The organism is Spirillospora sp. NPDC047418 (genome assembly GCF_040643275.1).
In the GTDB taxonomy this organism is placed as follows: domain Bacteria; phylum Actinomycetota; class Actinomycetes; order Streptosporangiales; family Streptosporangiaceae; genus Spirillospora.
Genome location: NZ_JBEYTW010000101.1, coordinates 1 through 25,010, shown reverse-complemented (window position 1 = coordinate 25,010; position 25,010 = coordinate 1). Strand labels below are relative to the sequence as shown.

Below are 25,010 nucleotides of genomic sequence, written 5' to 3'. Positions count from 1 at the left end.
AAACTTATTCGGATATTAGGAGCCGTCCGGGGTGCGGGGAAGGCCCAAGACGTTCTGGTAGGGGCCGGCGCCGTAGTTCGGGGGCGGCAGGAACTGCGGCTGTCCCGCGGCGGGGGCGCTGAACGGCGGCGGAGCCGGCGGGCCGGGCCGGGCGGGGCCGTACGGCGGCGGCCCGGCGGCCGCCATGGCCGGAACCGGCCCCGGGTAGGGCGCCGGATAGGGCACCGGATAAGGCGCCGGGCCGGGGCCCCAGGCGGGCAGGCCGAGGCGGCGCATGCGGCGGGCGCGGCGCTCGGCGAGCCGTAGCTCCTCACGGTGCCGGCGTTCGGCGAGCACCGCCGACAGCAGGATCTCCGGCCGCACCCCCGGCGGCGGGGGCGGGCTGATCACCGCGACGACCTGGCCGGCGATCCGCCGGCCCAGCGTGTCGCGCACCTCCGGCAGCAGCTCCCAGAACCGCGCCAGGTACTGCCGGGACGTCATCGCCAGCTCGTCCGACAGCATCGAGATCTCCAGCGTGCGGGCCCACCAGGCGAGCTGCGGCGGCATCACCGCGACCGGGCCGAACAGCGCCGACGCCGGGGCGCGGTCCTTGATGACGATCGTCCCGGCGAACAGGTCGCCGAGCCGCTTGCCGCGCCGGTTGCAGAACGAGGTGATCAGCGCGGGGGAGCCGTAGAACGTCCAGAACTCGATGAAGCCGGCGAGCGCCCGGACGAGCGCCTGCCGGAACCGCACCGGCCCGCCGTCGTCGCCGACGACGCGGAGCCCGACCGCCATCTTGCCCAGCGTCCGGCCGCGCAGCAGCGTCTCCAGCAGGCACGGGTAGCCGACGAGGACGGCGACCGTGCCGACCAGCGTGAGCCCGATCGTCCACGCCTCGTCCGCGACGAGCGACGTCATCGCGGTGATGTAGATGACGATGTAGAGCATCACCACCTGGAAGATCAGGTCGAGCAGGAAGGCGCAGCCCCGGCTGGCCAGGCGCGCGACGCGGATGTCGAGCGCGACGGCCTCGCCGGTGACGAGTTCGGCCATGTCCTGGTCCTCCAATGCCGGTGGTAAGTCCATTTTGCCGGTTCGGTAAGCCGACACGTTAGTCTCGCCGGGTGGACGTCGACGCCTACGTGGCCGCGCACAACCCCGACTGGATGCGCCTGGAGCACCTCATCAACCGTCGGCGCAGGCTGACGGGTGCCGAGGCCGACGAACTGGTCGAGCTGTACCAGCGGACGGCGACGCACCTGTCGGTCGTCCGGTCCGCCTCGCCCGACCCGCAGCTGGTGAGCCGGCTGTCGTCGCTGGTGGCGCGCGGCAGGGCTTCGGTGGCCGGCGCGCACGCGCCGCTCTGGCGGGACGTCACCCGCTTCGCGACGGTGTCGTTCCCGGTCGTCGCGTACCGGATGAAGTGGTGGTGGCTCGGCAACGCCGTCCTCGGCAACCTGCTCGCCCTCGCGCTGGCGATCTGGGTGGTGCACAGCCCGGAGGTGCAGGCGAGCATCGGCACGCCGGACGAGATCCGCGAACTGGTCGACCACGATTTCGCCAACTACTACACCGAGCATTCGGCGGCGTCGTTCGCGTTCCAGGTGTGGGTGAACAACGCGTGGGTGTCGGCGATCGCGCTGATCTTCGGCATTCTGCTCGGCATCCCCACCGTGTACGTGCTGCTGATGAACCAGCTCAACCTGGGGCTGATCGGCGGGCTGATGTTCGCCAACGGCAAGGGCGACGTGTTCTTCGGCCTGATCCTGCCGCACGGCCTGCTGGAGCTGACCGCCGTCTACCTGGCCGTCGCCGGCGGCCTGAAACTCGGCTGGACGATCATCGACCCGGGCCCGCGCAGCCGCGGCCAGGCCCTCGCCGAGGAGGGCCGCGCCGCCGTCAGCATCGCCATCGGGCTCATCGCGGTGCTGCTGATCTCCGGCCTGATCGAGGGCTTCGTGACCGGCTGGGTGCACATCACCTGGCTGCGCATCGCGATCGGCGTCCTCGCCGAGGTCGCGTTCCTCAGCTACGTGATCGTCCTCGGCCGCCGCGCCACCCGCCAGGGCGAGACCGGCGACGCAGACCTCCGCCCCGACACCGCCCCGGTCGCCGGCTGACCCGTCGCTCAAGGGCATCCGTTGGACGGGACGTCCAGGTCCCCCGCCTTGACGTCGCGCACGAGGCTCCGGAAGCTCTCCCGCGAGAGCGCGAACACCGCCCCGTACGGGTCCTTACTGTCCCGCACGCCGACATTTCCCGGACGCTGCGCAACCTCAACGCAGTTGCCGCCGGACGTGTTGCTACGCGACGCCTTGCGCCAAACGATCATCGGTAGGTCTCCAGAGCTCTTTCGAGGATGGCCCGGGTTGAGCCGATTCCTTCCGCAGTGTCGCTGATGCGCTCGTACATTACTGCGTACTTCTGGACGTCTCCCGGGTCGGTGACGAGCCGCCCGCGCTCAGGGGCGTCAGCGAACGCGACATCCCTATCCTCCACCCTCATGACTTGAAATGAGCCGTCCAGCCCGACATGGGACCCCGCGCTGCGCTCAAGGATGCGAAGGTTGACCTTGGGCAGGTCCGCGGCCGTGAGCAGGTGTTCGATCTGCTCACGCATCACCTCGTTGTTCCCCACGGGCTGGGCGAGCACGGCCCAACTCAAGATGACCGTCATGCGTGGCGGGTCGGGCTTCCCGAACACGGCTTCCTGCCGCGCGAGTCTCGTCTTCACCGCCCGTTCCACGTCGTCCACCATTCCTGAAGAGAGTGCGGCCCGCGCGTAGTCCTCCGTCTGGAACAGGCCCGGGACGAGGAGCGCCTCCCACATGCGGTGACGTGTCGCCCGTGCCTCGTGCCACGTCAGCCCGGTGAACCAGTCGCCGTCATCGGATGCTTCGGCCCAGCGCACGAGCCGCGCGAACGGGATGACGGGCTTCCAGATCTCGTCCAGCCGCTCCGCGTACTTGATCGACAGATGGATGGATGCGTTCTCCACCCGGGAAACATATGAACGATGGCATTCGATTCGATGGGCGAGCGATTGGCCGGTCAAACCGGACAACTTGCGGAGACGCAGCACCTCAAGGGCTATGAAGTGCCAGATGGAACGGTCTGGGTCCAGTTCGTTACGCACTGACACGGAAACCTCCGGGGGTTACTGAGGTTCGCGAACGTAGAGAAGATACCTCGCGGCGGCTCATCCTGTGTGGCGTACGGCACAACACCTAGTGCGGCGCCAAGGTCACCGAGTGCGTTGATCTGCGGCGTGTTGTTGTTTTCGGCGCGCTCATAACAACAACACGCCGCAGGTCAACGATGTGGCGGCCGGTCGTGGACACCGCACTGGCCGAGGCGCCGGGGGATGCCACCCCGGGGAGGGGATGTCCGATGATCGCGTTCAAGCCGGATATGGAGAAGATCAAGGTGGCGCGGGATCACGTTGCCGCGATCGCGGCCGGCTGGCCGGTGGACGAGTATCTGGTGCGGGTCGTGGCCTCGGAGTTGATCACCAACGCGGTCCGGCACGCGGTCACCGACGAGGTCCGGGTGGACGCCCGTTCGGACGGCCGCGTCTGCGTGGTGGAGGTCTGGGACGGTGACGGCACGCTCCCGGTGGTGCACCGTCCAGGCCCCGACGCGGTGGGCGGCCGGGGCCTGATGATCGTCGGGGAGTTCGTCACCCGGTGGGGCGCCGTCCGCGACGACCGAGAGGGCGGCAAGACCGTCTTCGCTGAGTGGGCCGTCCCGTGCCCCTGCCCGAACAGATCGCCGCCGATTCGTACGCCTCTTCCCCTCGACCCGCCCGCCGAAGTCAGGTTCAACGGGAGGGGGACCCCCGGTGAGTATCGGCAAGGGGTCGGCCGGCAGGCCGACGGCGTCCGGGATGGGGCGGGCCGTGGGCCACGAGGTCGGCCGCAGTCGGTTCGTGCTGGGCTGGCGGACTCGGATGGGCCACCATCACGCGGCGGTGCGGAGACTGGAACTGCTGCGGGTCGCGCTACGGCCGATGGGTTGGCGGTGCGTGGGGTTGTACGACCGGCCCGAGTTCCGGTTCCCGGTGCCGCTGCTGTGGGTGTACGCCCGCGGGGCGGCCGATGACGTGGGGGCCGTGGTGCGGGTGAAGGCGCTGCCGGGCGACAACTGGGGCTACTTCGAGGCTGGCGACGGACGCGAGGGCTTCGTATGGTCCTGCGGAGATGCCGAGGCGGCGGCAGCCGCGTTGGATCTGCTGCTCAAATCCCGGCTGTTCCCCGGCAACGAGTGGATCGCGCCGCAGTGAACGAGAAGGCCGGGGCGGATTTCAGGACGGCGGCGGGAAAGAGGGGGTCGGGACGCCGACGAGCGGCTTCCCGTCGCCGGCCCGTTCGCCGCACTCGGGATAGCCGGAGTCGGATGCCTGCGCCACGATCTCGTCGTTGTGGAACAGGGTACATGTGGCCGTGCCACTTCCGATCACGGAGAACTTGATATTGGTGAATCCTCCCCAGCTGAACCGGTATTTCCGCGCGAAGGGAAGTTCAACGCGGCGCCGTTCGGTCGATGAGGGTGTTTCCATCTCGATGTCGACCCACTTGGCGTCGCCGGTCACGACGTAGGTGACGTCGTATCGAAGGTGCATCAGGGTCGCCAGTCGGGTTCCGGCCGAGCCGATCGTATCGCCGAGAACCGCCCATCCGCCGATGGCGAACTGGGCCGCCAGCAGCAGGCATCCGAGTTGCATGATCCAGGGCGCGGGCGTCGTCTCCCGCGCTGCCGCCGGCGGATCGGTATCCATGCGCTCAGGTCACCTTTTCCTGATTCTCCTGGGTGAGGAGCGGCAGGCTCCGCCCGGCGGTAAGAGCATCATCCACGCTCTGCTGGAGGGTCTTTTCGACAAGGCGTGCCTGCTGGGCGAGTTCGCCGATCTCGGCGACGGCCTGTTCGTCCTGGACCGTCCGGGCCAGTAGTGCGCGCGAGACGTCGCCGAGGTCGGCGATGTCTCGGGCTGCCTGCCATTCCATCAGGGCGGCATCCGCCGCCTGGGTCCGCTCGGCATACTGCTCCAGCGCCGCGATACGCTTGTCGAGAGCGCGGACGGACACGCGGAAGGCCTTTCGCTGGGGTTCGAGTGCGGCTCGGATCCGTCCGGTGAGGCGGGAATCCCGGGTCGCCTGGTCGATCCGTTGTTCGAAGCGGCTCAGTTCCGCGAGGCTGGTGGCGATATCCCATTCCTGTTGCGGAAGCATGACGTCGTTGGCCACGTCGTCGAGCAGACCGGCCGATTGCGCGGCCGAATTCCGCACGATGTCGATCGCCTGCTGTACTCGGTGGAGGCGCTGCCGGGCCGAGTTGCTGAAGTCGTCGTCCAATAGGTAGCGGCCGTGATAATGGCGGGCCGCGACCTCGCTCCCGGATTCGCGGCGGCCGGCCAGGAGGATCGGCCAGGCGGCGACCTCGACGATCACCCCCACGACCATGAAGACCGTAAAGCCGTGGGCGAGCCACAGCCAGATCAAGCCTGCCTGTAGGACCGTCCCGAACGCCAGACCTTTCCAGCGGCCGAAGTAGGGGCCGATGACGGCCGGCAGAAATCCCCAGACCGCGGCGAATGCCGCCATGGCGAACACGTCCGCGCGCGTCCGCCCGCCGAACCGCGGTGCCGTCCCAGCTTCGCCGGACGCCGGAACCAGGTCCTGGGCGTTCAGGAGCAGCCGGCGATGGTGGACAGGAATGGAAGGATCCACCACCGGACGAATCCCCGGCCCGTCAGTCGCGCTCATGCTGCTCCCACTGGATCTTCCTCAAGATCATTAGAGCTCGTCGAGCGCCACGGAGTTCCGTGGTGGCCGCGTTCGGCCAGAAGCCGGAGCGATCAACTAGAGCCGCTAGAGGCGTCCGGCGGCCTTCAGTGCCAGGTAGGCGTCGGCTAGGGCGGGGGCTATGTCGTCCGGTGGGGCGTCCACGACCTCTACGCCGTGGCCGCGGAGTTCGGCGGTGAGGCGACGGCGCTCGGCGCGGGCGCGCTCGGCGGCGGCCGCGTCGTACACGGCCGCGAGGTCGCCGCGCCCGGCCGCCATCTCCCCGACGCGCGGGTCCGACACGGCGGCGATCATCACGAGGTGGCGGGCGGTGAGCTGCGGCAGCAGCGGCAGGAGGCCCTCCTCCATCGCGGCCGTGTTCAGCTCGGTCAGCAGCACCACCAGGCACCGCTGCCGGACGCGCGCCAGTAGCGTCGACACCATCCCGGCCGCGTCGCATTCGAGGAGTTCCGGCTCCAGCGGCGCCATGGCATGCACCATCGCGGGCAGCAGGTCCGTCCGGGACGCGCCCTCCACCCGGGCCCGTACGCGCCGGTCGTAGGCGAGCAGGTCGACGCGGTCGCCGGCCCGGGACGCCAGGGCGCCGAGCAGCAGCGCCGCGTCCATCGAGCAGTCCAGCCGGGGGATGTCGCCGACCCGGCCGGCGGCCGTGCGGCCGGTGTCGAGCACCAGGTAGATCCGCCGGTCGCGCTCGGGCCGCCAGGTCCGGACGACGACGTCGCCGCGCCGGGCGGTGGCCCGCCAGTCGATGGACCGGACGTCGTCGCCGTCCACGTACTCGCGCAGCGAGTCGAACTCGGTGCCCTGCCCGCGGATCAGCGCGACGTGCGCGCCGGTCAGCTCCCGCAGCCGCGCCAGCTTCGCGGGCAGGTGGCGGCGGGACGGGAACGCGGGCAGCGCCCGCACCGTCCAGGGGGCGGGGCGGGAGAGCTGCCGCGCGGCCAGCCCGAGCGGGCCGACCGAGCGGACGACGACGGTGACGGCCTTGCGGTCGCCGCGCCGCGTCGGCGTCAGCGTCATCTCGACGCGGCGCCGCTCACCGGCCGGGACGTCGACCCTGACCGTGCGGGGCGTGGCGCCCGCGCTGGGCGGCCACACGTCCCGCAGCTTGGCCTTGAGGCGCCGCCGGCCGAGGTTCTCCACGATCAGCGCGACCTGGGCCGTCTCGCCGAGGCGCACGTTCGTGTCGCCCGCGCGGTGGAAGCGCAGCGCCCGCACGTTCCCGGCCAGGACGAGGTCGGCGACGACGCCGAGCAGCAGGACGCCCCACACCGCGAGCAGCGTCCACCAGCTCGGCGCGAACAGCGGGACGAGCGCGCCGAGCAGGGCCAGCAGCCCCAGGCGTCCGGTCAGCGCCATCAGCGCGGGGCGGGGACGTGGGCGAGGATGCCCTCCAGCACGCCGTCGGCGGTCGCGCCCTCCAGTTCCGCCTCGGGACGCAGCTGGACGCGGTGCCGCAGCGTCGGCCTGGCGAGCGCCTTCACGTCGTCCGGCGTGACGTAGTCGCGGCCCGACAGCCACGCCCACGCGCGGGACGTCGCCAGCAGCGCCGTCGCGCCGCGCGGCGAGACGCCGAGCTGCAGCGACGGGGACTGCCGGGTCGCCCGGCACAGGTCCACGACGTAGGCGGCGACCTTGGGGTCGAGGTGGACGGTCCGCACGGCGGCCTGGCCCGCGGCCAGTTCACCCGCGCCCGCCACCGGCTGCACCGCCGACAGGTCGCGCGGGTCGAACCCGGTCGCGTGCCGCTGGAGCATGGCGATCTCCTCGTCCCGCGTGGGGACGGGCACGGTCAGCTTGACGAGGAACCGGTCGAGCTGGGCTTCGGGCAGGGGATAGGTGCCCTCGTACTCGATCGGGTTCTGCGTCGCGCACACCACGAACGGGTCGGGCAGAGCACGCGCGGTGCCCTCCACCGAGACCTGGCGCTCTTCCATGGCCTCCAGGAGGGACGCCTGCGTCTTCGGCGGCGTCCGGTTGATCTCGTCGGCGAGGAGGAGGTTGGTGAAGACGGGGCCTTGACGGAAGTCGAACTCCGCCGTCCGGTTGTCGTAGACCAACGAACCGGTGACGTCACCCGGCATCAGGTCGGGCGTGAACTGGACCCGCTTGAAATCCAGGTCGAGGGCCCGCGACAGCGTCTTGATGAGCAGCGTCTTGGCGGTGCCCGGGACGCCCTCGAGGAGCACGTGGCCGCGGCACAGCAGCGCGATCACGAGGCCGGTCACCACGGAGTCCTGACCGACGACCGTCTTGGCGACCTCGGCGCGCAGCGCCGTCAGCGCCGCGCGGGCGGTGTCGGCCTGCCGCCGGGCCTCCTCGGACAGCGCGCCCGGCCCGCTGCCGGGGGCGTCGTCCTTCCCGAGCTCTACAGGGGTGTTCAAGACTGCCGTACCTGCCTTTCCAGGTCGTCGAGGACGTCGGTGAGGGCGATGAGCCCGGCGTCGTCCAAGGGTTCGGGACCGTACAGGGCCGCTCCGACGTACGTCTCGTCGTAGGGCGTGCGGCGGGCGACCGCCGAGACGATCTCCTGTGCGGCGGAGGGATCCTGCGCGCTGCCGAGGGGCAGCCCGAGGAGGGGGACGAGCCGTTCGCGAGCGCCCGAGCGCAGCGCGTCCGACGCGCGGCCGCGGGCCCGGCCGGCCCGGTAGAGGCGGGCGCGCCCCTCGACCGTCTCCGCGGACCGGACGATGACGGGCAGCGCCTCCGCGACGACCGGGCCGAGCCGGCGGGCCCGCCACAGCGCCACCAGCAGCACCGCCACCAGCAGCTCCAGGAAGAACAGCTTGACGCCGAAGGGCAGCAGGTCGCCGAGCGACTGCTGCCCGGCCGCCTCACCCGCCTCCGGCAGATCGGGATAGAACCACACCGTCGAGGACCCGGCCCCCGCCAGGTTCATGGCGAGCGCGGCGTTGCCCTCCTCGGTGAGCCGCTGGTTCATCAGCGGCGCGGCCGACCCCAGCACGGTCACCGTGTGCGCGTTCTCCTGCACCTGGACGACCCTGGCGCCGCCGTACTCGGCCGGGTAGCACGCCGTCCCCTCGCCGTTGACCTCGTAGGTGTCCGACTCGTGGAAGGCGACCCTCCCGGCGAGGGACGCGACCGGCAGCGCGCAGCCCGGCGCCGCGGTCTCCTCGAAGCTCGGGCCGGCCCGCCGCACCTCGGGGGCCAGGATGTCCAGCGCCGCCGCCGTCGGCCGGACGAGCAGCAGGTCCAGCTGCGAGCCGGTCAGCAGCCGCAGGTCGTCCTCGGTGAGCCGCTCGGTGTGCGTGACCACCATGACGCCGCCGACCTCGGCCGCGAGGGGAATCTCCGCGTAGTCCCGCGTGACGGTCACGGCCGTGCCGTGCTGCCGCAGGATCTCGGTGAGCGCCCGCGAACCGTCCTGCTTCGGCGACCGCGGGTCGAGCGAGCCCGCCGACGTCGACGGGCGCAGCGCCGCCAGGATCACCGCGATCACGGCCAGCGCGAGCAGCGCCGCGACGACGCCGCGCGCCGACCGCCAGCGGCGGCCCGCGACCTGCCGCGCGGACGGCCCGGCCGGCGGGGCCTCGGGCGGGGCCTGCGTCACCACCGCGGGCCCCCTTCCTCGCCGGCCCCGGCGAGGCTGAGGTCGTCGCTCTCCAGCGGCTTCGGCTTCGTCGCCCGCAGCCGCTCGTCCAGCTCCGTCATCCGCGCGTACCCCTCGGCCGTCCCCGGCCGGTCGCCGTACCAGACGTCATCGAAGATCCGCACGCCCGCCGCGAGCTCGCCCGCCAGCTCCGGCACGGCCTCGCCCGCCTCCGCCGCCAGCTCGTCCGCGGTCCGGCCGGGGCGCGCCGCGAGCACCGCCCGCTCCTCCAGGTCGCGGGCGATCGCGCGGAGCCGCTCGCGGATCGCCTCGGCCCACTGCCCGGCCGCCGCGTGCCGCTCCGCCGCCGCCCGGTGGTCGAGCGCCGTGGACGGCGTCTCGTCCAGCAGCGGGTCGGTGCGGGAGCGGAGGTTGCGCCGGCCCCACATCAGCCACACCACCAGCCCGACGGCGACCAGCGCGATGACCGCGATGATCGCGATGGACACCCAGCCGCCGCCGCTGCCCTGCGACTCCGGGTTCGGCGCCTGGTTGAACAGGCTCTGCAGCCACTCGGCGAACTCGTCCCACCAGCGCTCCAGCATGGACGGCTTGTCGCGCTGGTAGACCTGCTTCTCCAGCTCCCGGCGGGCCAGCTCGCGGGCCTCGTCGCGGCCGATCGGGTCGAGGATCACGGGGTCGCTCCCGTCCACGGTCGGGCGGGCACCGGCTCGGTCCGCCAGAGGTCGATGAACCCGTCCGCGGGGGCGGCGTCCTCGCGCGCGTCGTCCGGGACGGCGCCGCCGCCGGTGATCGCGGCGGCGGACCGGCCCCGGCTGCGCAGCTCCAGGTCGAAGCCCTCGCGGCGCATCCGCCGGTCCATGTAGAGGAGCGCGATCACGCCCGCGTCGAACGGCAGCACCACCGACCAGCTGACGATCCGGCCGGCCGTGTCGACCGCCAGGGCGCCCATCGTCGCCTCGCTGCCGGACGCGTCCCCGAAGAAGACCAGCTGCACGATGAGGAACGGGATGCGGAGCGCGAAGAAGCCCATGAACACGGTCACGAGCAGCGCCAGCAGCAGCGTCCCGCACGTCCGGAACCAGCGGCCCTTGGACAGGGTGACGGCCCGGCGCAGCGCGCCCGTCACCGTCCGCCGCTCCAGGACGACCGCCGGGACCGCCTGCACGAACAGGATGTACAGCCACACCATCAGGCCGATGCCGACCGGGAACCCGACGATCCCCGCGACCGCCCCGAGCGCCGGGTGCGCGTCCACCGCGATCAGCGCGAAGAACGGCACGACCGGCAGCAGCAGCGCGCCGAGCGAGAGGCCCATGACGACCGCGGCGGTGCCGATGAGGCGCCCGAGCCGCGGCCGGGCGTCCCGCCACGCCTGCCGCGGCGCGATCGGCAGCCCCACCAGCTCGCGGCCGAGGATCGGCGCGACCAGCCCCGCCATCAGCAGGATCCCGAACGCCGACAGCACCAGCCCCAGCACGGTCAGCGTGACCTGCGCACCGAGCGACTCCAGCAGCACCTCGGGGGTGACCTCGTCGCGGGCCTGGTCGCCGATGAAGAAGTACGCGGCGACCGAGCTCGCCACCTGGATCACCGTACTGATCGCCACCGACAGGCCCAGCGTGGTGCGCGGCCGGCGCCGGATCCCGGCGATCGCGCCGTCCAGCATCTCGGAGATGGACATGGGACGGAACGGGACGCCCCGCACCACATCGGTGGTGTCGTCGTCGTCCCAGCCGTCCGGTCCCGGCATGTCTCGGCTCCCTGCGTTCCCAGCGGTGCGGTTTCCCTGCGATCTCTGAGCGGGTCAGGTCATCCTGTCATGTGCGGGATGTCAACCTTGCGTTGGTTTCAGGAGTCACCTGTACGATCCGAGCCGCCCACCCGATGCGGGGGAGCCATGTACGACGCAAACGCGGGTAACCTTGCACGCCAAGGTATATCTCTCCCTGGCAAGGTGGCGCCGGAGCATCGCGCCCCACTCCACCGAACCCCGATTTTGTGACGATGAGGGCCATGAGAGGACGTGTACTGGTCGTCGACGACGATCTCGCACTCGCCGAAATGCTCGGCATCGTGCTGCGCGGCGAGGGCTTCGAACCCTCGTTCGTCCACGATGGCGACAAGGCGCTCGAGGCGTTCCGGGAGACCCGGCCGGACCTCGTGCTGCTCGACCTGATGCTGCCGGGGGCCGACGGCATCGACGTATGCCGGCAGATCCGCGCCGAGTCCGGCGTGCCGATCGTCATGCTGACGGCCAAGAGCGACACCGTGGACGTCGTCCTCGGCCTGGAGTCGGGCGCCGACGACTACATCGTCAAGCCGTTCAAGCCCAAGGAGCTGGTGGCCCGCGTGCGCGCGCGGCTGCGCCGCACCGACGAGCCCGCGCCCGAGACCCTGCAGATCGGCGACATCACCATCGACGTCGCCGGCCACTCGGTCAAGCGCGGCGACCGGCACATCCCGCTGACCCCGCTGGAGTTCGACCTGCTCGTCGCCCTCGCCCGCAAGCCGCGCCAGGTGTTCACCCGCGAGGTGCTGCTGGAGCAGGTGTGGGGCTACCGGCACGCGGCCGACACCCGGCTGGTCAACGTGCACGTCCAGCGGCTCCGCGCCAAGATCGAGAAGGACCCCGAGCGGCCCGAGATCGTCGTCACCGTGCGAGGTGTCGGCTACAAGGCCGGGCCCGCCTGAGCCCCCCGCCGCTCACTCCCCGTTCCCCGGCACAGCGCCCCGTTCCCCGTTGCGGTGACACGCCGATGATCGTCCAGTACGCCCAGCCCCGGTGCGTTCCGCCACAGGGCGGGCCCGCCCGCCGACTCGCGACGCCCTCATGAGGGCGGACCTGAGGAGGGCGAGCCGGTTCGTCCGGCGCGGGCTGATCGCGCTGCGGCACGTGCTGAGCGGGGCCATCGGCGCCGCCTACCTGCGCTGGCGCCGGTCGATCCAGGTGCGCGTCGTCACGTCCACGCTGTTCATCTCGGCGATCGTGGTGGCGATCCTGGGCGCGTTCCTGATGCAGCAGATGTCGTCCGCGCTCATGGACGGCAAGGTCAAGGCGGCCCGGCTCCAGCTGGACGACGGCCTGGCGCAGGTCCAGCGCGACCTGGGCAACTCCGCCGGGGACGGCAGCAGGCTCAACTCGACGATCGACCGGCTGAAGTCGCGCAGCGGGCCGTCCGGGCTCTACGAGGTCTACATCCGCGACACCAACGAGCAGTACTTCGACGGGTACACCACCAACGAGCTGCGGCCGGAGAGCGTCCCCAAGCGGCTCCGCGAAGAGCTCAAGACCGCACCGGCCGGTTCGCGCGCCTACACCTACGGCAGGCTCTCCTACCTCGGCGGCAGGGCCGACGAGCGCGGCCTCATCGTCGGCGGCCGGACGGGCCAGTTCGAGCTGTACTACCTGTTCCCGCTGACGCAGGAGCAGCAGACCCTCACGAACGTGAGCCGCTCCCTGGCCGGGGTGGGTATCGTCCTCGTGCTGCTCCTGGCCGCGATCGCCTCGCTGGTCACGCGGCAGGTCGTCATACCGGTGCGGCTCGCCGCCCAGGGCGCGCAGAGACTCGCCGCGGGGCGCCTGGAGGAGCGCATGAGAGTCCGCGGCGAGGACGACCTCGCCCGCCTCGCCCGCTCCTTCAACGACATGGCCGCCAACCTCCAGGAGAAGATCGGCGAACTGGAGGACCTGTCGCAGGTGCAGCGCCAGTTCGTCTCCGACGTCTCGCACGAGCTGCGCACACCGCTGACCACCATCAGGATCGCGGCCGACATGCTCTACGAGTACCGCGACACCTTCGACGACCCCGCCGTCGGGCGGTCCGCGGAACTGCTGCAGAGCCAGCTGGAGCGGTTCGAGTCGCTGCTCGCCGACCTGCTGGAGATCAGCCGGCACGACGCGGGCGCCGCGACGCTGGACGCCGAGTCCCTCGACATGCGCGACCTCGTGCTGCGCGTCGTCGGCGACATCCAGGGCCTCGCCGAGCGCAAGGGCAGCAAGGTCGTCCTGCAGCTGCCCGGCGAGCCCTGCATGGCCGAGGTCGACCGGCGGCGCGTCGAGCGCATCCTGCGCAACCTCGTCGTCAACGCCGTCGAGCACGGCGAGGGCGAGGACATCGTCATCTCCGTCGCCGCCGACCGCGACGCCGTCGCCGTCGCCGTCCGCGACCACGGGGTCGGGCTGAAACCCGGGGAGGGGCAGATGGTCTTCGACCGCTTCTGGCGCGCCGACCCGGCCCGCGCCCGCACCACCGGGGGCACCGGGCTCGGCCTGTCCATCTCCCGGGAGGACGCGCAGCTGCACGGCGGCTGGCTGCAGGCCTGGGGGGAGCCCGGCGCGGGCTCCCAGTTCCGGCTGTCGCTGCCCCGCGCCGCCGGGGCCGAGCTGCGGGGCTCGCCGCTGCCGCTCGTCCCGCCCGGCGCCGGCGACGCGCGCCCGCTGTTCGCGGAACTGGAGGCCGGCGAATGAGCGCCTGCGCCCGCCGGGTCACCGGCCTGCTGACGGTCGCCGTCCTCGTCCTCGGCGGCGCCGGCTGCGCGAGCGTGCCGAGCGGCGGGCAGGTCGTCAGCGGCAAGCCCGCCGAACGCGCCGAACGCGTGGACGACCCCTACGTCCGGCTCATCCCGGTGAAGCCGCGGCCCGACTGGGGGCCCGCCGAGATCGTCTCGGGGTTCCTCGCCGCGTCCGCCAGCTTCGACGACGGGCACAAGGTCGCCAAGATGTACCTGAGCGGCCAGACGTCCTGGAACCCGGGGCTGCGGCCCTTCGTGACCGTCCTCGCGAGCCGCGTCACCGACCCGCACGTGATCAAGCAGTCCGGGAACCAGGCGACCGTCCGGATCACCGGCGACCAGCTCGGCACCATCACCGCCGACGGCCAGTACACCGCGGCCCCGAAGCCCTTCGACGCCGTCTTCCAGCTCACCAAGACGCCGCAGGGCGTCTGGCGCATCGCCGGGCTGCCCGGCGACGAGAAGTCCGGCCTCCTGCTCACCAAGGACGACGTCGAGCGCGCCATGCGCACCGTCAACCTGTTCTTCTTCGCGCCGGACCGGCACACCCTCGTCCCCAACGGGGTCTTCCTGCCGGTCGCGAACCGGCAGTCGCTGCCGACGCAGCTCGTCCAGGCCCTGCTCGCCGGGCCCACCTCGTGGCTGTCGGGCGCCGTCGACAGCGCCTTCCCCGAGGGCACCCGGCTGCGCCGCGGCGTCCAGATCGACAAGGAGGTCGCCACCGTCGACCTCACCGGGCAGGCCCGCGGCGGCGACATCGAACGCATGTCGGCCCAGCTCAGCTGGACGATGCGGCAGCTCTCGGAGATCAAGCACTGGCGGTTGCGGATCGAGGGGGAGACCGTCGCCCCCGACGGCATGGACGCCACGCAGCCGGTGAACGCGTGGGAGGAGAACTCCCCGGACGGCGGGGCGACCCGGGAGAGCGCCCACCAGAGCGCCTACGTCGTCGGCCCGTCCGGCTACCTCGGCACCCTGGAGGGCGACCGCGCCCAGGCGGTCGTGACCGGCCCCGCCGGCCGGCTGTCCCGCCCCGCGATCTCGCCCGGCTACCAGGAGTTCGCCGGGCTGAGCAGCGACGCGACACAGCTCCTCGTCGCCGCGCCCGTCACCGGCGCGCCCGCCCCCCGCGTCGTGCTCACCGCGCACGACGGCGCCCGCTTCACCGCCCCGTCGTGGAGCCGCGACGGCACCCTGTGGGTCGTGGAGACCAAGAAGGACGAGTCGTGGCTGTGGGTGCGACGCCCCGGCAAGGGCTTCGTCCGCGCCGCCCACTGGGGCCTCGGCGGCCGCGAGGTGCTCGCCTTCAGCGTCGCCCGCGACGGGGTGCGCGCCGCCGTGATCGCCGGTATCGACGGCCGCCCCCAGGTGCAGCTCGGCCGCATCGCCCACGACCCGGACGGCTCCCTGGACGTCGGCTCGTTCCTGCCGGTCAGCTCCGAACTCCAGGACGCCGTCGACCTCGCCTGGCGCGACTACGGGACCCTCGCCGTCCTTGGCCGCGCCAAGCGCGACTCGCAGACCCTCCCGTTCCTGATGCCGATCAGCGGCAGCGCCATCACGTCCCTGGGCGTCGGCTCCCTCGGCGAACCCCGCACCATCGCGGCCGCCCCCGGCGCACCGATCCTGATCGGCACCCGCTCGTCCGGCAAGGACCAGATCTGCCGCCAGCGCACGCCCACCAACTCCTACAGCCCATGGATCTGCCCCACTCCCGCCAAGGATCCGACCTACCCCCGCTGAGGAGTTATCCACAGTTGAGGGAGTGGGGGACGGGGGCTCGGCCGGGGCGGCATCGTCGGGCGCGTGGGAATCCTCGATGACTTGATCGATCTGCTGCTGCCCGAGCGGTGCGCGGGGTGCGGGCGGCAGCCCGTGCTGCTCTGCGACGCGTGCGGGAGGGCTCTGCGCGCGCCCGCACGGCCCGCCAGGCCCGCGCCGGCCGGTCTCCCGCCCTTGTGGACGGTGGCCGCCTACGAGGGGCCTCTGCGCGCGATCCTGGCCGCCTATAAGGAACGCGGCCGGACGTCCCTCGCCGTCCCGCTGGGTGAGGCCCTGGCAACGTCCCTCCAAGCAGCCCTCGCCCCAGGCCCCGACCCTCCAGCGATACCCGCCCCTCCGGCGCTGCGAGACACACCGGCGCTGCGCGATGCCCCAGTGGTGCGCGACCCTCTGGCGGTGCGCGGCCCTCCGGAGGTGCGCGACGCACTGCCCCCGGGGCGACCGGTCTCGCGAACGGTGACCACGGTGGTGTGGGTGCCTTCGGGGCGGAGGGCCGTGCGGCGGCGGGGGCATGACCCCCTGCGCGGGCTGGTCGAGGCCGCGGTGCGGCGCCTGCGGGCGGACGGTGTGCCGCTGACCATGGTGGACGCCCTCCGGCAGCGGGGCCGGGTAGCCGACCAGGCCGGGCTCACGGCCGGCCGGCGTGCGGCCAACCTGCGCGGCGCCATCGAAGCGCGGGCCGATGTGGCGGGCCGGCGGGTCGTACTGGTCGACGACGTGGTCACGACGGGCGCCTCCCTGACCGAGGCGGCACGCGCCCTGCGGGCCGCAGGCGCGGACATCACCGGCGCGGCCACCCTCGCCGCCACTCCCCGGCGCCGCCCTTGGTAGGCCGGTGGAGTTTGGACGAATGGTGACATTCTTCACTTCTGGGCGGGTGGCGGTGGTTAGTTACATGGAGTAGCCGGGAGGTGTCCGGGTTGATGGGGGTTGTGGGGGTGGGTGGGGTTATTTGGGTCACATCGCGTCATTAAGGGGGTAGAGCTTTCTCAAACTCACCGGGGGGTCAGTCCGGGCTGACCTGGGCCGGTGCCGGGAGCGGGAGCGCCGTGCCCGCCGGGGTTCGCGGCAGGTCGTGGGACGCCGGAGACGGGCCGGGGGTACCCGCTGCGGGAGGCATCGATGACGGTCCGTGAGTTTTTCCTCCGTCCACCCCCCTGACATTCGTCGCGTAAGGGGTTAGCGTTCCTGACATGGCACCCGCCCGGGTCCGTGGTTGCGTCGGATCGCAGTGCTCGTCAGGAGCACGGCAGACGGTCCGGCAAGCCGATGCCAGGCGCAGGCGAAACGGCCCACGTAAGGCGACTTCTCGTCGACCGATCACGGTGCGCCTTAGAGGTAAGTCCTGCCCCGCCGGGGGATCCGATATTTCCCGGACCGGGAGAAGGGCAGTAGTGGCGAGAGCGCCGCGAGCCCCTCAGCAGGCGGATGTGGGGACGAAGACCAGGTCGGCCGGGCGGGTGCGACCCACCGTCCTGTGGTGTCCGTCCGGGGCCGGCAGGGGTCCCGGGCAGGGCGACAGCGCAACCGGGAGAAGGGGGGTCCCGCGTGAACATCACCGTTAGGGGCCGGCACACCGAGGTCAACGACAGGTTCCGTCGGCACGTCGACAACAAACTGGCCAAGATCGAACGACTCGACCAGAAGGTGATCCGCGTTGATGTGGAGGTGTCCGAGGAACGCAACCCGCGGCTGGCCGACCAGCGCGAACGGGTGGAGCTGACGATCCGCTCCCGTGGCCCGGTGATCCGGGCCGAGGCCGCCGCCGACGACCGGTACGGCGCCCTCGACCTCGCGCTCGACAAGCTGGAGGCGCGGCTGCGCCGCGGCGCCGAGCGGCGCAAGGGCCACGGCCTCAAGAACTTCGGCAAGAACGGCAAGGGCCGCGCCAAGCTCGCCACGATGGAGACGCTCCCCGAGGCGCTGCCCGAACCCGTCCCGGAAGCGGTGGAGACGGCCCCGGCACCGGCCGAGCCCGTCACCCGCGACGAGAACATCGTGCCGATCCCCATGGACGGCGACGGGCCCCTCGTCGTCCGCGAGAAATTCCACAAGGCGGAGCCGATGGGCATCGAGCAGGCCCTTTTCGAGATGGAACTCGTCGGCCACGACTTTTTCCTGTACCGCGACAAGGCCACCGGGCACCCCTCGGTCGTCTACCGGAGAAGAGGCTGGGACTACGGAGTGATCAGGCTCGTCGAAGAGTGAGACCCCCACCTTCCGGAGGAGGCCCGGTGATGCGGTGGACGCGTCACGTCACCGCCGGAACCATGTCATGATCTGAAAAGGCGCATCAGCCGATCCACGGGCGCGGCGCGTCCCGGGAACCTCCCGGGGCGCGCGGCGGTTGACCGGGAGACACCCCGGTCCGAAATCCCCTGGGATCGCCCCCGGACCCCGTAGGTTCCCGAGGACGATCCCGTTGGACGACAACCCTCCGGTAATTCCAGATCGCTGAGTAGTGAAGGGGGGAAGCGGCGTCTTCTCCACGCCGCGACTCTGGTGAGCGAGAATCCCGAGCCTCGCGACGCCGCGGCGGTACCCCGTCCGACCGGCGCCGACGCCGCCCCCGCCGGCCGGGAGGCGCCGCCGCCCGGAGCGGCCGACCCCATCCGCGTGCTCATCGTCGACGATCACGCGCTGTTCCGCAGGGGGCTGGAGATGGTCCTCCAGGGCGAGGACGACATCGAGGTCATCGGCGAGGGCGGCGACGGGCACGAGGCCGTCGAGATGGCCGGCGACCTGCTGCCCGACGTCGTCCTGATGGACATCCGGATGCCGCGCCGCAGCGGCATCGAGGCGTGCACCGCCATCAAGGACGCCGCGCCCAGCGCGAAGATCGTGATGCTGACCATCAGCGACGAGGAGGAGGACCTCTTCGAGGCGATCAAGGCCGGGGCCAGCGGCTACCTGCTCAAGGAGATCTCCATCGACGAGGTCCCGCAGGCGGTCCGCGCGGTGTCCGGCGGCCAGTCGCTGATCAGCCCCTCGATGGCGTCCAAGCTGATCACGGAGTTCGCGGCGCTGGCCAAGCGCAGCGAGGAGCGGACGCAGCAGGTCCCCGCGCCGCGCCTCACCGAGCGCGAGATGGAGGTGCTGCGCCTCGTCGCCCGCGGCCTCGGCAACCGGGAGATCGCCCGCGAGCTGTTCATCTCCGAGAACACGGTGAAGAACCACGTCCGCAACATCCTGGAGAAACTCCAGCTCCACTCCCGGATGGAGGCCGTCGTGTACGCCGTCCGGGAGAAGCTCCTAGAGATCACCTGACCGCCCCGGCGGGCGCGGCGCCATGCCGCAACCGAGCCGGAGCGGGACGGCGAAGCGGTTCCTTGGCGGCAGCCCCCGGTCGGACGAGTGGGAGCGGCGCAACCTGCGGGTGTTCTGCCAGCGTGCGGGCCCCGCCGGTCAGCAGCTCGGTGTCGGGGTTGGCGGAGTGGTGCCTGAGACCGGCAATCCGGTTTTGTCGGTGTTGTGTCGTAGCATCGCGGACGTGGTGGAGACAGCAGGCGGGATGCAGACCGGCGGTGAGACCGAGCTCGGCGCGGACGAGGCGAGGCGGCTCCAGTTGCGCGCCCAGGGCTTCCTGGGCGCGCGTCCGAGGGGCGGGGTCCCCGCGATGCTGGAACGGCTCGGCGCCGTCCAGCTCGACACGATCTCGGTCCTCGCGCGCTCCCACGAACTGGTGCCCTACGCACGCCTGGGCCCCCTGAAGCGCACCGCCATCGAGACCGCCTACTGGGGCAACGGCACCCACCCACCCAAGCACCACACCCCCACCGGCCACGACCGCGGCGACCACGACCGCCCGAGGCAAGGCGGAGGCGAAGGTGGCGAAGACGGCCACGGCCGCCCGCGGCAAGGCCACGGCGAAGGCGGCCACGGTCGCCCGCGGCGGAGCCGGGGCGAAGGCGGCCACGGTCGTGTCGGGCGGGGTTCTGGTGCGTTCGGCGGTGGGGGGTATCCGGCGTTCGAGTACTGGGCGCATGCGGCGTCGGTGATTCCGATGGCCGACTGGCCGCTGTTCGCGTTCCGCCGCCGCGCCTACCTGGAGCGCGGGTGGCGCTGGCACAAGGTCCCGGAGGGCGTCTGCGACGACATCCGCGCCCGGCTGAAGGCGGACGGCCCGCTCACCACCAAGGAACTCGGCGGTGCCAAGGCGAGCGCCGAATGGTGGGACTGGAGCGACCACAAGATCGGCATCGAGTGGCTGCTGGACATCGGCGAGGTCGTCTGCGTCGAGCGGGTCGGCTGGCGCCGCGTCTACGACCTCGCCGAGCGCGCCGTCCCCCCGGAACTGCTCGCCCGGGACCTGGACGACGACGCCTGCCTGACCGCGCTGGTGGCCCGCGCCGGACGCGCGCTGGGCGTGGCGACCCGCGGCGACCTCGCCGACTACTACCGGGTCAGGCAGGACCAGGTCGACCGCGTGATCGAGGCGACCGGGCTCGTCCCCGCCAGGGTGGACGGATGGTCCCAGCGCGCCTGGGCCGACCCAGAGGCGCTCGCCCGCCCGCCCAGGGGCAGGCACGCGACCACGCTGCTCTCGCCCTTCGACTCCCTCGTCTGGGACCGCGCCCGAGCCTCCCGCGTCTTCGGCTTCGACCACCGCCTGGAGGCGTACGTCCCGAAGGGCAAGCGCGTCCACGGCTACTTCGCGATGCCGCTCCTCGCCGGCGGCCGCCTCATCGGACGGGTCGACCCCGCCCGTGACGGCCGCACCTTCGTCGCCCGCCAGGCGTCGCTGGAGCCCTGGGCCACCCGCACCGCCGCCCGCACGGAGACCTCCGCGACGGCCCTCGCCACCGCGCTCTGGCGAGCCGCGGCCTGGGTCGGCTGCGACGATGTCCGCGTGGAGCGCACCCCCCTGCCGCCCACCCTGATCAAAACCGCGCTGACCGCGACCACCCCGCGCTGACCGCGACCACCCCGCGCTGACCGCGACCACCCCGCGCTGACCGCGACCACCCCGCGCTGACCGCGACCACCCCGCCCTGACCGCCGCTACCCCGTGCTGACGGTCGGGTGGGTGGGGGTGGGGGAATCGGTCGGGGGTGGAGGGGTGTTGGGGACGGGTGAAACACCATGCGAGTGCTAGGGGCGCAGGGTTAGCCGTGGGGGGTGTCCTCGGTGTCGGTCGAGACCGGGACGTCGAGGATCTCGCCGCGGTCGCCGCCGCGGCGCTTGGCCGAGCGCGCGCCGAACAGCGAGTAGTCGACGATCTCGGGGATGACGCGCGGCGCGTCCACGACGACGTCGGCGAACAGGTGGACCACCCAGCTGACGAGGAAACCGACGACCACGATGCCGACGCCGATCCAGAACATGATCCACATCGGGCCGGTGCAGAGTGCGACGCCGCCGACGACGAAACCGGCGAAGATGATGCCGACGGCGATCCACGAGCCCGGCTGGCCGGCGTGGGACCCTTCTGACATTGCGCCTCCCATCCTGTGCGGTGTGAGAGATCCTCTCCGGGACCCGGAAAGTCAAACGAAACCCGCTGTGGATTGCGCTGCGGAGTGACCTAGACCATTCTGGGTCTCGCCTACGATGGCATCGTACGTGTGGTGTGCGTGCCGCCTTGAGCGGTGAACCACGATCTGCAAGGAGCCTTCGAGAGTGCCGCCAGTCATCGACAAGATCCTTCGTGCGGGCGAGGGACGAACCCTGCGCAAGCTCAAGAAGCTCGCGGATCAGGTCAACTCGATCGAGGAGGACTTCCTCGAGATGAGCGACGCCGAGTTGCGCGAGCTGACCGACAAGTACCGGGAACGCATCGCCGACGGCGAGTCCCTGGACGACCTGCTCCCGGAGGCTTTCGCGACCGCACGCGAAGCCGCCAAGCGCGTCCTCGGCCAGCGGCACTACAACGTCCAGATCATGGGCGGCGCGGCGCTGCACCTCGGCAACATCGCGGAGATGAAGACCGGTGAGGGCAAGACCCTGACCTGTGTGCTCCCCGCGTACCTGAACGCGCTGTCCGGCGACGGCGTCCACGTGGTCACGGTGAACGACTACCTGGCCAAGCGCGACGCCGAGTGGATGGGACGCGTCCACCAGTTCCTCGGGCTGGACGTCGGCGTCATCCTCCCGCAGATGACCCCGGACGAGCGCCGCGCGGCCTACAACTGCGACATCACCTACGGGACGAACAACGAGTTCGGCTTCGACTACCTGCGCGACAACATGGCGTGGAGCCTGGAGGAGTGCGTCCAGCGGGGCCACAACTTCGCGATCGTGGACGAGGTCGACTCGATCCTCATCGACGAGGCCCGGACGCCGCTGATCATCTCCGGTCCGGCCGAGCAGAACTCCAAGTGGTATTCGGAGTTCGCCAAGATCGTCCCGCGGCTGAAGCGGGCCGAGCTGGTCAGCACCGCCGGGCAGGTCGACGAGTACGGCCCCGGCGACTACGAGGTCAACGAGAAGAAGCGCACGGTCGGCATCACCGAGTCCGGCGTCGAGAAGGTCGAGGACTGGCTCGGCATCGACAACCTGTACGACTCGGTGAACACGCCGCTGGTGAGCTTCCTGAACAACGCGCTGAAGGCCAAGGAGCTCTACAAGCGCGACAAGGACTACGTCGTCATGAACGGTGAGGTCCTGATCGTGGACGAGTTCACCGGGCGCATCCTGCACGGCCGCCGCTACAACGAGGGCATGCACCAGGCCATCGAGGCCAAAGAGGGCGTGGCGATCAAGGACGAGAACCAGACGCTCGCCACGATCACCCTGCAGAACTACTTCCGCCTCTACGGCAAGCTGTCCGGCATGACCGGCACCGCCGAGACCGAGGCGGCGGAGTTCAACAAGACCTACAAGATCGGCGTCGTGCCGATCCCGACGAACAAGCCGATGATCCGCGACGACGTCGCGGACGTCGTCTACAAGACCGAGCAGGCCAAGTTCGAGGCCGTCGTCGACGACATCGCCGAGCGGCACGAGAAGGGCCAGCCCGTCCTGGTCGGCACCACGTCGGTGGAGAAGTCCGAGAAGCTGAGCAAGATGCTCAAGCGGCGCGGCATCCCGCACCAGGTGCTGAACGCCAAGCACCACGAGCAGGAGTCGGCGATCGTCGCGGAGGCGGGCCGCAAGGGCGGCGTCACCGTCGCGACGAACATGGCGGGCCGCGGCACCGACATCATGCTCGGCGGCAACCCCGACTTCCGCGCCGACCTGGAGCTGCACCAGCGCGGCCTGAACCCGCTGGAGAACGCCGAGGAGTACGAGGCGGCCTGGCCGGAGGCGCTGGACAAGGCCAAGGAGGCCGTGAAGGGCGAGCACGAGGAGGTCGTCGACGCCGGCGGCCTGTACGTCCTCGCGACCGAGCGGCACGAGTCGCGGCGCATCGACAACCAGCTGCGCGGCCGGTCCGGCCGGCAGGGCGACCCGGGCGAGTCCCGGTTCTACCTGTCGCTGGAGGACGACCTGATGCGGCTGTTCAACTCGGCCCGCGTCGAGTCGATCATGACCCGGCTGAACATCCCGGACGACGTGCCGATCGAGTCCAAGATCGTCAGCAATGCGATCAAGTCGGCGCAGAGCCAGGTCGAGCAGCAGAACTTCGAGATGCGCAAGAACGTCTTGAAGTACGACGAGGTCCTGAACCGGCAGCGCAAGGTCATCTACGCCGAGCGCCGCAAGGTGCTGGAGGGCGCTGACCTGCAGGACCAGATCCGCGGCATGATCGACGAGGTCGTCGGCGGCTACGTCGCGGGCGCCACCGGCGAGGGCTTCGCCGAGGACTGGGACCTCGACAAGCTGTGGAAGGCGTTCAAGCAGCTCTACCCGATCTCCATCACCGCGGAGGACCTCGCCGAGGGCGACGACGGCGACCTCTCCGGGCTGGACGCCGAGACCCTCGCCGAGAAGATCCGCGAGGACGCCCAGGCCGCCTACGCCAAGCGCGAGGAGGAGCTCAGCCCGGACGTCATGCGCGAGCTGGAGCGCCGCGTCATCCTCTCGGTGCTGGACCGCAAGTGGCGCGAGCACCTCTACGAGATGGACTACCTCCAGGAGGGCATCGGCCTGCGGGCCATGGCGCAGCGCGACCCGCTGGTCGAGTACCAGCGCGAGGGCTACGACATGTTCAACGCGATGCTCGACGGCATCAAGGAGGAGTCGGTCGGCTACCTGTTCAACCTCGAGGTCGAGGTGGAGGACCAGCCGGAGGCCCCGACCGTCGGTGCCGCGCCCGTCTCCGTCGCCAAGTCGGCCCCCGCCGCCGGCGCGGAGGAGGACGAGGAGGGCCCCGCCGCGGACGTGGAGGAGGCCGACGAGCACCCCGCCATCAAGGCGAAGGGGCTGGAGAAGCCGTCCCGTCCGAAGAAGCTGGAGTACTCGGCCCCCACCGTGGACGGTGAGGGCGGCGTCGAGCTGCACAGCGAGGAGACCGACGAGTACGCGGGCGTGAACCGCAATGACCCGTGCCCCTGCGGCTCGGGCAAGAAGTTCAAGCGCTGCCACGGCGACCCGCGCAACAAGAACAAGTAGTACCGCGCGAAACGGCCTCCCGGACTTCCGGGAGGCCGTTTCCGCATGTCAGGGGGCGGTCGTCTCCAGGGCGGTGCAGCGCCACCGGCCCCGCGCGTGCTCCAGGCGCAGCGCCAGCGCGTGCACGCGTCCGGCCAGCGCCACGACCGCGACGGCCTCCGCCACCGCCGGCGACGGCCGCTGCACCCTGCTGGACAGCACCTTCGGCGGGACGACCCGCCCCCCGCGCGCCGCCGCGCCGCCGTGCGGGGACACCGCGCGGCACACCGCCGGGACGGCCACGAGCGACAGCTGGTGCGCGGGCCGCGTCCCCGCCAGCACCTCCACGACGAGCCGCACGGCCGCGTCGGCGACGGCCCGGACCTCGCCGTCCACCCCGTCCCCGGGCCGCACGACCCGCAGCCCCGGCCCCCGCACCGGCCGCACCACAGGCTGAAGCGCCAGCGCTCCCCGCGTAACCGGTACCGGCTGGTACCGAATGATCCGAACCGCCGAAGAACTGACCGGACGACGACCCATGAGAACCTCCCGACTCGTTTCTGAACAGGAGTCGGAAGCCCGCCGAAAAATACATCCTGACCACCTCCGGCCGCCCCCGTAACACCGACCGCCCCCCGATAACACCGCCGCCCCCGGTAACACCGGCCGCCCCCGGTAACACCGGCCCCCGCCCGAACAGCCCCCGCGTCCGGTCAACCCCGCGCCCGGTCAACCCCGCGCCCGGTCAACCCCCGCGCCCGGAGGTGGGTGGGGAAAGCGAAGGCGGCGGGGGGGGTGGGGGGGCCCCCCCCCTGGTGGTGCGGGGGCCGGGCCGGGTGGGGGGGTGCCGGGGCGTGGGGGGAGGGGCGGTGGGGGGGGGGCCCG

Annotated in this window: 22 protein-coding genes and 2 pseudogenes; 12 read left to right on the top strand and 12 right to left on the bottom strand. The window is 71.5% G+C overall.

Annotated features, from left to right (window positions below):
- Nucleotides 1–15 precede the first annotated feature (15 nt).
- Complete coding sequence (locus tag ABZ806_RS37835) at nt 16–1,038, bottom strand: RDD family protein (RefSeq protein ID WP_500223166.1); 1,023 nt, start codon at nt 1,036–1,038, stop codon at nt 16–18.
- Between the two features lie 71 nt (nt 1,039–1,109).
- On the opposite strand from ABZ806_RS37835, the gene ABZ806_RS37830 reads away from it, so the two are divergent.
- The gene (locus ABZ806_RS37830) at nt 1,110–2,105 is read left to right on the top strand and encodes a stage II sporulation protein M (RefSeq protein WP_500223165.1); all 996 of its coding nucleotides are present in this window, start codon (nt 1,110–1,112) and stop codon (nt 2,103–2,105) included.
- Between the two features lie 8 nt (nt 2,106–2,113).
- Here ABZ806_RS37830 and ABZ806_RS37825 read toward each other — a convergent pair whose 3' ends face one another.
- Both ABZ806_RS37825 and ABZ806_RS37820 read right to left on the bottom strand, forming a co-directional pair.
- Complete coding sequence (locus ABZ806_RS37825; protein ID WP_500223164.1) at nt 2,114–2,317, bottom strand: DUF397 domain-containing protein; 204 nt, start codon at nt 2,315–2,317, stop codon at nt 2,114–2,116.
- On the bottom strand, nt 2,314–3,120 hold the full coding sequence (locus ABZ806_RS37820) for a helix-turn-helix domain-containing protein (RefSeq protein ID WP_500223163.1): 807 nt from the start codon (nt 3,118–3,120) through the stop codon (nt 2,314–2,316). Before ABZ806_RS37820 ends, ABZ806_RS37825 begins: the two co-directional genes overlap by 4 nt.
- Nucleotides 3,121–3,302: 182 nt before the next feature.
- On the opposite strand from ABZ806_RS37820, the pseudogene ABZ806_RS37815 reads away from it, so the two are divergent.
- A pseudogene (locus ABZ806_RS37815) lies at nt 3,303–3,656 on the top strand (ATP-binding protein); the annotation flags it as partial.
- Nucleotides 3,657–3,825: 169 nt separating this feature from the next.
- Entirely contained in the window at nt 3,826–4,266 is a 441-nt protein-coding gene (locus tag ABZ806_RS37810) for a hypothetical protein (RefSeq protein WP_500223177.1), read from the top strand.
- 21 nt (nt 4,267–4,287) lie between these two features.
- Here the strand turns inward: ABZ806_RS37810 and ABZ806_RS37805 are convergent, their stop codons facing one another.
- The 7 genes from ABZ806_RS37805 to ABZ806_RS37775 form a co-directional block, all read right to left on the bottom strand.
- A complete protein-coding gene (locus tag ABZ806_RS37805; RefSeq protein WP_500223162.1) occupies nt 4,288–4,761 on the bottom strand; it encodes a hypothetical protein in 474 nt (157 codons plus the stop codon).
- 4 nt (nt 4,762–4,765) lie between these two features.
- Nucleotides 4,766–5,746: a hypothetical protein gene (locus ABZ806_RS37800; protein ID WP_500223161.1), complete on the bottom strand. Its 981-nt coding sequence runs from the start codon at nt 5,744–5,746 to the stop codon at nt 4,766–4,768.
- Between the two features lie 105 nt (nt 5,747–5,851).
- Nucleotides 5,852–7,144, bottom strand: a complete 1,293-nt coding sequence (locus ABZ806_RS37795) for a DUF58 domain-containing protein (protein WP_500223160.1) — start codon at nt 7,142–7,144, stop codon at nt 5,852–5,854.
- Entirely contained in the window at nt 7,144–8,112 is a 969-nt protein-coding gene (locus tag ABZ806_RS37790; RefSeq protein ID WP_500223176.1) for an AAA family ATPase, read from the bottom strand. The genes ABZ806_RS37795 and ABZ806_RS37790 overlap by 1 nt, the downstream gene beginning before the upstream one ends.
- A gap of 53 nt (nt 8,113–8,165) precedes the next feature.
- Nucleotides 8,166–9,359 (bottom strand): DUF4350 domain-containing protein, encoded by a 1,194-nt coding sequence (locus ABZ806_RS37785; RefSeq protein ID WP_500223159.1) that lies wholly within the window; start codon nt 9,357–9,359, stop codon nt 8,166–8,168.
- Nucleotides 9,353–10,030: a DUF4129 domain-containing protein gene (locus tag ABZ806_RS37780; protein ID WP_500223158.1), complete on the bottom strand. Its 678-nt coding sequence runs from the start codon at nt 10,028–10,030 to the stop codon at nt 9,353–9,355. Before ABZ806_RS37780 ends, ABZ806_RS37785 begins: the two co-directional genes overlap by 7 nt.
- A complete protein-coding gene (locus tag ABZ806_RS37775) occupies nt 10,027–11,109 on the bottom strand; it encodes a hypothetical protein (RefSeq protein ID WP_500223157.1) in 1,083 nt (360 codons plus the stop codon). The genes ABZ806_RS37780 and ABZ806_RS37775 overlap by 4 nt, the downstream gene beginning before the upstream one ends.
- Nucleotides 11,110–11,372: 263 nt before the next feature.
- On the opposite strand from ABZ806_RS37775, the gene mtrA reads away from it, so the two are divergent.
- The 7 genes from mtrA to ABZ806_RS37740 all read left to right on the top strand — a co-directional run bounded on the left by mtrA (nt 11,373) and on the right by ABZ806_RS37740 (nt 20,568).
- Nucleotides 11,373–12,050, top strand: a complete 678-nt coding sequence (gene mtrA / locus ABZ806_RS37770) for an MtrAB system response regulator MtrA (protein ID WP_021598338.1) — start codon at nt 11,373–11,375, stop codon at nt 12,048–12,050.
- A gap of 139 nt (nt 12,051–12,189) precedes the next feature.
- Nucleotides 12,190–13,827 carry an MtrAB system histidine kinase MtrB gene (mtrB, locus tag ABZ806_RS37765; protein ID WP_500223156.1) on the top strand — a complete coding sequence of 546 codons (1,638 nt, stop codon included), beginning with the start codon at nt 12,190–12,192 and terminating at the stop codon, nt 13,825–13,827.
- Nucleotides 13,824–15,614 (top strand): LpqB family beta-propeller domain-containing protein, encoded by a 1,791-nt coding sequence (locus ABZ806_RS37760; RefSeq protein ID WP_500223155.1) that lies wholly within the window; start codon nt 13,824–13,826, stop codon nt 15,612–15,614. Before mtrB ends, ABZ806_RS37760 begins: the two co-directional genes overlap by 4 nt.
- A gap of 63 nt (nt 15,615–15,677) precedes the next feature.
- A complete protein-coding gene (locus ABZ806_RS37755) occupies nt 15,678–16,484 on the top strand; it encodes a ComF family protein (RefSeq protein WP_500223154.1) in 807 nt (268 codons plus the stop codon).
- Between the two features lie 717 nt (nt 16,485–17,201).
- Complete coding sequence (gene hpf / locus ABZ806_RS37750; RefSeq protein ID WP_500223153.1) at nt 17,202–17,861, top strand: ribosome hibernation-promoting factor, HPF/YfiA family; 660 nt, start codon at nt 17,202–17,204, stop codon at nt 17,859–17,861.
- Between the two features lie 294 nt (nt 17,862–18,155).
- Nucleotides 18,156–18,920, top strand: coding sequence for a response regulator (locus tag ABZ806_RS37745; RefSeq protein ID WP_500223152.1), 765 nt, complete (start codon nt 18,156–18,158; stop codon nt 18,918–18,920).
- A 244-nt stretch (nt 18,921–19,164) separates the two neighbouring features.
- Nucleotides 19,165–20,568 (top strand): winged helix-turn-helix domain-containing protein, encoded by a 1,404-nt coding sequence (locus tag ABZ806_RS37740; RefSeq protein ID WP_500223175.1) that lies wholly within the window; start codon nt 19,165–19,167, stop codon nt 20,566–20,568.
- A gap of 190 nt (nt 20,569–20,758) precedes the next feature.
- Here ABZ806_RS37740 and ABZ806_RS37735 read toward each other — a convergent pair whose 3' ends face one another.
- Nucleotides 20,759–21,088 carry an HGxxPAAW family protein gene (locus ABZ806_RS37735; protein ID WP_500223151.1) on the bottom strand — a complete coding sequence of 110 codons (330 nt, stop codon included), beginning with the start codon at nt 21,086–21,088 and terminating at the stop codon, nt 20,759–20,761.
- 184 nt (nt 21,089–21,272) lie between these two features.
- On the opposite strand from ABZ806_RS37735, the pseudogene secA reads away from it, so the two are divergent.
- Together secA and ABZ806_RS37725 are read left to right on the top strand one after the other, a co-directional pair.
- Nucleotides 21,273–23,811 (top strand): annotated as a pseudogene (secA, locus tag ABZ806_RS37730) (preprotein translocase subunit SecA); the annotation flags it as partial.
- Entirely contained in the window at nt 23,808–24,146 is a 339-nt protein-coding gene (locus ABZ806_RS37725) for an SEC-C metal-binding domain-containing protein (RefSeq protein ID WP_500223174.1), read from the top strand. The pseudogene secA and the gene ABZ806_RS37725, both read left to right, overlap by 4 nt.
- A gap of 48 nt (nt 24,147–24,194) precedes the next feature.
- Here ABZ806_RS37725 and ABZ806_RS37720 read toward each other — a convergent pair whose 3' ends face one another.
- Nucleotides 24,195–24,563 (bottom strand): Rv3235 family protein, encoded by a 369-nt coding sequence (locus ABZ806_RS37720; protein WP_500223150.1) that lies wholly within the window; start codon nt 24,561–24,563, stop codon nt 24,195–24,197.
- Nucleotides 24,564–25,010: the final 447 nt, after the last annotated feature.